We start from the raw sequence: 8,006 nt of genomic DNA on the forward strand, positions 1-8,006 counted from the left end.
GCGCGCCGTGCAGCGCATCACGTCCGAGGCCGCCGGCCTGTTCGGCATCCGCGAGCGCGGCCTGCTCCGGGAAGGCTATTTCGCCGACATCGTGGTGTTCGACGCCGCCACCGTCGGCTCGGACCGGCGCCCGCATCTGGTGGCGGACCTGCCGGACGGCGGCAAGCGGATGATCGCCGAGGCGCGCGGCGTGGACTGCACGGTGGTCAACGGCAAGCTGGTGTTCGACCACGGCCGGCACACGGGCGCGCTGCCGGGGCGGGCAGTCAATTGAGGGGAGGGCAGTCATGGACATGCGAGTGAGCGACGCTAGTCACCCGGCGCTGACCGACCCCGGCCGGTACTTCATCGATCAACCCGCGCAGCGGCAGTTCAACGTGCACCGGGACCTGTTCCGCGACGCGGCGCTGTTCGATCTCGAAATGGCGCACGTGTTCGAGGCGAGCTGGGTCTACCTGTGCCACGAAAGCCAGTTGCCGAACGCCAACGATTACTACACCACGCACATCAGCCGCACGCCGGTGGTGGTGATGCGTGGGCAGGATGGCGCGCTGCGCGGCTTCATCAACGCCTGCCCGCACCGCGGCACGCGGCTTTACGTGGCCCGCGCCGGCAACGCGCAGGTGCAGATGTGCCCGTACCACGCCTGGTGCTTCGACTCCGCCGGTCAGTGCGTGAAGATCAAGGACCAGCCGCAGGCCGGCTACGCGCAGGCATTCGACCGGCAAAGCCATGACCTGAAGCCACTCGGCGCGCTCGCGAGTTACCAGGGCTTCGTGTTCGGCGCGCTGCCAGCGGACGTGCCGGCGCTGACCGATTACCTCGGCGACACGCGGTTTTTCATCGACACCTTCGCCGAGCAGTCCGCGCAGGGCATGGAAATCCTGCCGGGCGAGGTGAGCTACGTGTTCCGCGCCAACTGGAAGCTCCAGGTCGAGAACACCATGGACATCTACCACCTGACCACGGTGCACTCCACGTTCGCCAAGATCGTGCAGCAACGCGGCGCGCGCGAGGCCGCCGCGGCCGGCGCGGACTCGGTGAAGGCCGTCAACCTCGGCGCCCTGTCCGGGCAGGAGCAGGGCACCTACACCTTCCCGCACGGGCACACGGTGTTCTGGGGCACCGACCCGATGCGCGAGAACCGCGCGCTGTGGGGCATGCGGGACGATCTTTTCGCCCGCGGCGTGGACCCGCGCAGGGTGGAATGGATGTTCCGCCCGCGGGTAGTGAATTTCTTTCCAAACATCCAGTTCGTGGACAGCGCCTGCATGCAGCTGCGCGTGATCCGCCCGCTGGCGCCGGACCGCACCGAGATGACCATGTTCTGCCTCGCCCCGCGCGGCGAGCCGGCGGCCGGGCGGCGGCGCCGCCTGCGCCAGTACGAGGATTTTTTCAACGCCAGCGGCATCGCCACGCCGGACGACGTGGCCTGCTACGAGGACATCCACGCCGGCGGGCTCGGCGATCCGCACAGCGAGTGGATTCAGGGCTTCGCGCGCGGCATGGAAAAGGTCATCGCCGGCCCGGACGCGCACGCGCGGGAGATCGGCATCGACCCGCTCGAATCGTGCAGCGGCGTCGAAATCCAGGACGAGACGGTGTTCCGCGGCTTTTACCGCGAGTGGCTGGCGCGCATGCAGGCGGCCGGCAGTGCGCCTGCGCGGGCGGCACGGGAGCAGCGCGCATGAGCTACCTCGAACGGCTGGACGAGGCGCAGCGCCTGCTGTTCGACGAGGCCGCGGCGCTCGACCAGCGCCGCTGGGACGACTGGCTGGCGCTCTACACCGAGGACTGCGAGTTCTGGGTGCCGGCCTGGAAGAGCGAGCATGCGCCGACCGCCGACCCCGCTGGCGAGGTGTCGCTGGTGTACTACGACAGCCGGGTGGGGCTGCAGGAACGCGTGTGGCGTATCCAGTCCGCCGCCGCTCCGGCGCACCGCCTGCTGCCGCGCACGTGCCACGCGGTGCACAACGTGCGTCTGCTGGACGCGACCGACGATCGGCTTGTCGTGCACGCCACCTGGCGTGTGGACAGCTACAAGGAAAAAACCGCCACCAGCCTGTTCGGTTACTACGACTATCAGCTCGCCGGCCGGCCGGGAGCCTGGCGCATCGCGCGCAAGAAGATCACGCTGGTCAGCGACTGCGTGCCGTCGTATTTCGACGTGTATCAGGTGTGAGCAGGCGCCGGGCGGGCCGGCACGCGGCGTGCGGCTGTCCTCACGGCGCCGGCGCCACCTTGTTCAACGACGCACAGTAGCCGTCGATGATGGCCGGCACGCGGGCGGGTTCGCGGTCGTAAATGAGTGCGTAGTGTTTCTTGCCGAGCAGCAGCCACAGCGGCGGGTCGTCTCCGCCGTGGCGCAGGATGTCGAGTCCGCAGCGCTGCTCGCGCGCCTTGAGCGTGGCCCGCGCGTAGTCCATGTAGCCGAAATTCAGTTCCGACCGCGGGCCGATGCGCAAGGCGCCGGTCGGACCCTGGAATACCGCCTTCTCGCTGAGTTGGTTGCCCTCGAATACGTAGCCCGGCGGCAGCGTGAGCACACCGTCGAACAGGCGTACGAACACGTTGCCCGGCACCGTCGTCGGCGCCGGGCAGGGCGCCGGCGCCTGGGCGACGGGGGCCGGTGCCGGGGTGCTGGCGCAGGCGGCCAGCAGGCACGCCAGGGCGGCAGCGAGCAGCGCGCGCATCGGTCACACGTCCAGCGCGAGACGCGCGGCAAGGCCGGTGTAGGCGGCCGGGGTCAGCGCGGCGAGACGGCGTTTTTCGTCCGCCGGCAGCGGCAAGCCGTCGATGAAGGCGGCCAGCGTGGCGGCATCGATGGCCTGGCCGCGTGTCAGCGTCTTGAGCTGCTCGTAGGGATTCTCGACGCCGTAGCGGCGCATGGCGGTCTGGATGGCCTCGGCCAGCACTTCATAGGCGGTGTCCAGGTCGCGCGCCAGCGCGGCGCGGTCGACCTGCAGCTTGCCCAGGCCCTTGTGCAGCGACTGCCAGGCCAGCAGCGTGTAACCGGCCGCCACGCCCACGTTGCGCAGCACCGTGGAGTCGGTCAGATCGCGCTGGAAGCGCGAGATCGGCAGCTTGCGCGCCAGGTGTTCGAGCAGCGCGTTGGCGATGCCAAGATTGCCCTCGGCGTTCTCGAAGTCGATCGGATTCACCTTGTGCGGCATGGTGGACGAGCCCACCTCGCCGGCCACCACCTGCTGGCGGAAGTAGCCCCACGACACGTAGCCCCACACGTCGCGGCACAGATCGATCAGCACCGTGTTGACGCGCGAGAGCGCATCGAACAGCTCGGCCATCCAGTCGTGCGGTTCGATCTGCGTGGTGTAGGGGTTGAAGCCGAGCCCGAGCCCGGCGACCAGGCGCTCGGCCAGCGCCGGCCAGTCGACCTGCGGGTAGGCGGCCAGGTGCGCGTTGTAGTTGCCGACCGCGCCGTTGAATTTGCCGAGAATCTCCACCCGTGCCAGGGAATCGCGCTGGCGGCGCAGGCGCGCCACCACGTTGGCGATTTCCTTGCCCAGCGTGGTCGGCGTGGCCGGCTGGCCGTGCGTGCGCGCCAGCATGGGCGCGTCGGCCGCTTCGTGCACCAGCGCCGTCAGCCGGCCGATGACGGTGTCCAGCTGCGGCAGCAGCACGGTTTGCCGCGCGTCGCGCAGCATCAGCGCGTAGGCCAGGTTGTTGATGTCCTCCGACGTGCAGGCGAAGTGCACGAAGCCTTTGGCGGCGGTGAGCTCGTCGTCGCCTTCGAACTGCTCGTGGATGAAGTACTCGAGCGCCTTCACGTCGTGGTTGGTGGCGTGCTCGAGCGCCTTGACGCGCGCCGCGCCGTCCTCGTCGAAGCCGGTTTCGATGGCATCCAGGCGCGCCAGCGCGGCGCCGCTGAACGGCGGCAGTTCGGCGATTTCGGGCGTCTGCGCCAGCAGGCGCAGCCAGGCCAGCTCCACTCGCAGGCGGTAGCGGATGAGGCCGAATTCGCTGCACAGCGGGCGCAGCGCGGCGGTTTTTTCCCGATAACGGCCGTCCAGCGGCGACAGGGCGGTCAGTTCGAAGGCGGACATAGGGCTCCAGGGCTGGCCGGGTGGCGCGCCAGCGCATAGGCGGGGGGCGGGGCGGCTTGGCTATAATTCTAGCCCGCCCGCGCCAGTCCCACGGCGCGTTTCCGTTGCCCGTCCGCGCGGCGGCAGCATCGCCTTCGCCTGTTCAGGAGTCCTCATGGGTCAGTCCAAGTTTGCCGCCTGCCGTCGCACGCTGGAGCTCGCCAGCGGTGAAAAGGCTACGTATTTCAGTCTGCCGGCGCTGTCGGAACTGGGCCTGGGTGACCCGAGCCGCCTGCCGTATTCGGTCAAGGTGCTGCTGGAGGCGGCGCTGCGTCACCAGGATCATGCGGCGCTGGAGCCGCACCACGTGGACGCCCTGCTGGCCTGGGGCAAGGGCGATCCGGACGCCGAGGTACCGTTCATCCCGGGGCGGGTGATCCTGCAGGACTTCACCGGCGTGCCGTGCGTGGTGGATTTGGCCGCGCTGCGCAGCGCCATGGCCGCCGCCGGCAAGGACCCCAAGAAAATCGAGCCGCTGGTGCCGGTGGACCTGGTGATCGACCATTCGGTGCAGGTGGACTACGCCGGCAGCCCCGATGCGCTGGCCAAGAACGTGAAGCTCGAGTTCGAGCGCAACCGTGAGCGCTACGAGTTCCTGCGCTGGGGCCAGGCGGCGTTCGAGAAGCTGAGCATCGTCCCGCCGGCGGTCGGCATCGTGCACCAGGTGAACCTGGAATATTTCGCGCGCGGTGTGTTGCGCAGCCATGGCGGCGTGCTGTACCCGGACTCGCTGGTCGGCACCGATTCGCACACCACCATGATCAACGGTCTGGGCATCGTCGGCTGGGGTGTGGGTGGCATCGAGGCCGAGGCCTGCATGCTGGGGCAGCCGATTTACATCAAGATGCCGCAGGTGGTCGGCGTGCGCCTGACCGGCAAGCTGCGTGAGGGTGTGACGGCAACCGATCTCACGCTGACGCTGGTGCAGATGCTGCGCAAGTTCGGCGTGGTGGAGAAATTCGTCGAATTTTTCGGCCCGGGGCTCGACGCGCTGCCGCTGGCCGACCGCGCCACCATCGCCAACATGGCGCCTGAGTACGGCGCCACCATCGGCTTCTTCCCGGTCGACGCCGAGGCCATCCGTTACCTCAAGAACACCGGCCGGCCGCCGGCGGTGCTGGATGAGGTGGAGCGCTACTACCGCGCGCAGGGCATGTTCCGCACCGCGGACAGCGCCGAGCCCGAGTTCACCGACGTGCTGGAACTGGACATGGGCACGGTCGAGCCGAGCCTGGCCGGCCCCAAGCGTCCGCACGATCGCGTCGGCCTTTCCAAGGTGAAGGAGAGCTTCCTGGCCGCGCTGGCCGCGCCGGTGGACAAGGACGGCTTCGGTGTGGCGTCCGACCAGCTCGGCGCGAGCGTGCCGGTGGCCGGCAGCGGCGAGGCACTGCGCCACGGCGCGGTGGTCATCGCGGCCATCACCTCGTGCACCAATACCTCGAACCCGTCGGTGATGGTCGGTGCCGGACTGGTGGCCAAAAAGGCCGTCGCCAAGGGGCTGCGCGTGCCGGCTTACGTCAAGACCAGCCTCGCCCCCGGTTCGCGGGTGGTCAACGCCTACCTCGAGCGCGCCGGCTTGCTCGAGCCGCTGAATGCGCTGCGTTTCAACATCGTCGGCTTCGGCTGCACCACCTGTATCGGCAACTCGGGTCCGCTGGCCGAGGCGGTGGTCGATGCCATCAATGCGGGCAACCTGGTCGCCGCGGCGGTGCTGTCCGGCAATCGCAACTTCGAGGGCCGCGTCAGTCCCCACACGCGTGCCAACTACCTCGCCTCGCCGCCGCTGGTGGTGGCCTACGCGCTGGCCGGGCGGGTCGACATCGACTTCGAGCGCGAGCCGATCGGCACCGGCAGCGATGGGCAGCCGGTCTATTTGCGCGACATCTGGCCGTCCAGCGCCGAGGTGGCCGACGCCATGACCGCCGCCAACGATCCGGCCCTGTACCGGCAGGAATACGGCAACGTGGCGCAGAGCAACCCGGACTGGAACGCCATCGCCACCGACACCGGCTCGGCCGTGTACAGCTGGCGCGAGGATTCCACCTACATCCAGCGGCCGCCGTATTTCGACGACTTCCCGCCGCGGCCGGCGCCGATCGTGCCGCTGCGGCAGGCGCGCGCGCTGCTGGTGCTGGGCGATTTCGTCACCACCGACCACATTTCGCCGGCCGGCAACATCCCCGTCGACTCGCCGGCCGGCCGCTACCTGCTCGAGCACGGCGTGCCGCCGTCGGAGTTCAACAGCTACGGTTCGCGGCGCGGCAACGATCGCGTCATGACGCGCGGCACGTTTGCCAACATCCGCCTCAAAAACAAGCTGGTGGCGCCCAAGGAGGGCGGCTGGACCCGCTACCTGCCGACCGGGGAGGTGATGCCGGTGTTCGATGCCGCCATGCGCTACAAGCAGGACGGCACGCCGCTGATCGTGCTGGCCGGCAAGCTGTACGGCGCCGGCTCGTCGCGCGACTGGGCGGCCAAGGGCACCTTCCTGCTCGGCGTGCGGGCGGTGCTGGCCGAGAGCTTCGAGCGCATCCACCGCTCGAACCTGATCGGCATGGGCGTGCTGCCGCTGCGTTTCAAGGACGGCGACAGCGCGGCTTCGCTGGGCCTGACCGGCGAGGAGACCTTCTCGCTGCCTGGCCTCGGCGACGACCTGAAACCCGGCCAGACGCTCACGCTGCGCGTCGAGGCGGCGGGCGGTGCGCGCGACATCGAGGTGGTGGCCGGCATCGACACGCCGATCGAGGTCGAGTACTACCGCCACGGCGGCATCCTCAACTACGTGCTGCGGCAATTCATGGCGGCGGCCTGAGCGGGCGCCATGGACAGTCCGAATCCCGGCTCCCACGTCACCCCGGCGCTGCTGATGGAGGCGCCGGGGGCGCTCCAGAAAGCGCTCGCCGTCAACCTGCACCCGGCGCAGTACGGCAGCATCGTCGAGATCGGCGCCGGCCAGGAGACGGCCCGGTATTTCTTCCGTGCCGGTGGCGCCGCCGGCACGGTGGCCAAGACCATGTCGGCCTACGACATGACCTTCTCGGACGCCATCTACGGCCGCGCGCCGGGCGGGCGTTACGTGAGCCGGGCGCGCCTGGGGCGCATGCTGGAGCACGAGTTCGGGCTGCTGATCGAGCGCCTGGAGGGGCGGCGACCGACCGAGACCACGTTCTTTGCCTACGCCGCCACGGTGGCAGCGCAAAGCTACAAGCGCCGCGCCGAGTGTCACGGCTGGATCGGCGTGCGCCTGCAGCTGACGCCGGGCGGCGCGCCGAACGACATCGTGCTGCACGTGCGCATGCTGGACGACGACGCGCGCGCCCAGCAGGAAGCCCTCGGCATACTCGGCGTGAACCTCATCTACGGCGCCTTCAATTACGCCGACTCGCCCGAGAAGCTGATCGAGAGCCTGGCCGACGACCTGTCCGGTGGCGCCAGCGCCGGCTCGGACCGCATCGAAATCGACATGATCGAGTTCACCGGCCCGGCGTTCGCCGGCTGCGAGAACCGTCTGCTGAATCTGCACCTGATCCGCAGCTGGCTGACGCGGGCGGTGATGTTCGACCCGGACGGCCACGTGGTGCAGCCCGGCGAGGCGTTGCACCGCAAGGACGTGCTGGCGGTGCGTTCGAACTTTCGGCCGGTGACGCGCCGCCACGAGGACATGTTCGTGGCGGGCCTGGCGGCCTTCGGCGGCGAGGCGGACAGGGTGCTGCCGGTGGCCGAGATGACCATGGCCACGGTCATGGAGGACGGCGACCGGGTCGACAATGCCGACTTCCTGGCCCGCGTGGACACGCTCGCCGCGCTCGGCTACCACGTGCTGGTGTCGGACTACCTGCGCTATTTCCGCCTGCGGGCGTTCCTGCGCCGCTACACGCAGGGTCGCATCGGCATCGTGGCGCG

The 8,006-nt window shown here is 69.4% G+C and carries 7 protein-coding genes; 5 read left to right on the forward strand and 2 right to left on the reverse strand.

The window, feature by feature from the left end; translation table 11 throughout:
- The 3 genes from PHC73_RS08935 to PHC73_RS08945 all read left to right on the forward strand — a co-directional run.
- Positions 1-274 (forward strand): amidohydrolase family protein (locus PHC73_RS08935; RefSeq protein WP_300126883.1); only part of this gene is annotated, 274 nt, incomplete at its 5' end.
- Positions 275-287: 13 nt separating this feature from the next.
- On the forward strand, positions 288-1,691 hold the full coding sequence (locus PHC73_RS08940) for a Rieske 2Fe-2S domain-containing protein (protein WP_300126885.1): 1,404 nt from the start codon (positions 288-290) through the stop codon (positions 1,689-1,691).
- Positions 1,688-2,182, forward strand: coding sequence for an aromatic-ring-hydroxylating dioxygenase subunit beta (locus tag PHC73_RS08945; protein WP_300126887.1), 495 nt, complete (start codon positions 1,688-1,690; stop codon positions 2,180-2,182). The genes PHC73_RS08940 and PHC73_RS08945 overlap by 4 nt, the downstream gene beginning before the upstream one ends.
- 40 nt (positions 2,183-2,222) lie before the next feature.
- On the opposite strand, the gene PHC73_RS08950 is transcribed toward PHC73_RS08945, so the two are convergent.
- Together PHC73_RS08950 and purB are read right to left on the reverse strand one after the other, a co-directional pair.
- Entirely contained in the window at positions 2,223-2,693 is a 471-nt protein-coding gene (locus PHC73_RS08950) for a hypothetical protein (protein ID WP_300126889.1), read from the reverse strand.
- Positions 2,694-2,696: 3 nt separating this feature from the next.
- Positions 2,697-4,064 (reverse strand): adenylosuccinate lyase, encoded by a 1,368-nt coding sequence (purB, locus tag PHC73_RS08955; protein ID WP_300126891.1) that lies wholly within the window; start codon positions 4,062-4,064, stop codon positions 2,697-2,699.
- Positions 4,065-4,218: 154 nt separating this feature from the next.
- On the opposite strand from purB, the gene acnA reads away from it, so the two are divergent.
- Both acnA and PHC73_RS08965 read left to right on the forward strand, forming a co-directional pair.
- Entirely contained in the window at positions 4,219-6,915 is a 2,697-nt protein-coding gene (gene acnA, locus PHC73_RS08960) for an aconitate hydratase AcnA (protein WP_300126893.1), read from the forward strand.
- A 9-nt stretch (positions 6,916-6,924) separates the two neighbouring features.
- Positions 6,925-8,006, forward strand: a 1,082-nt coding sequence (locus tag PHC73_RS08965) for a hypothetical protein (RefSeq protein WP_300126894.1), incomplete at its 3' end; no start/stop codon positions are given.

Origin of the sequence: Immundisolibacter sp. (assembly GCF_028696615.1) — a bacterium.
Lineage (GTDB): Bacteria > Pseudomonadota > Gammaproteobacteria > Immundisolibacterales > Immundisolibacteraceae > Immundisolibacter.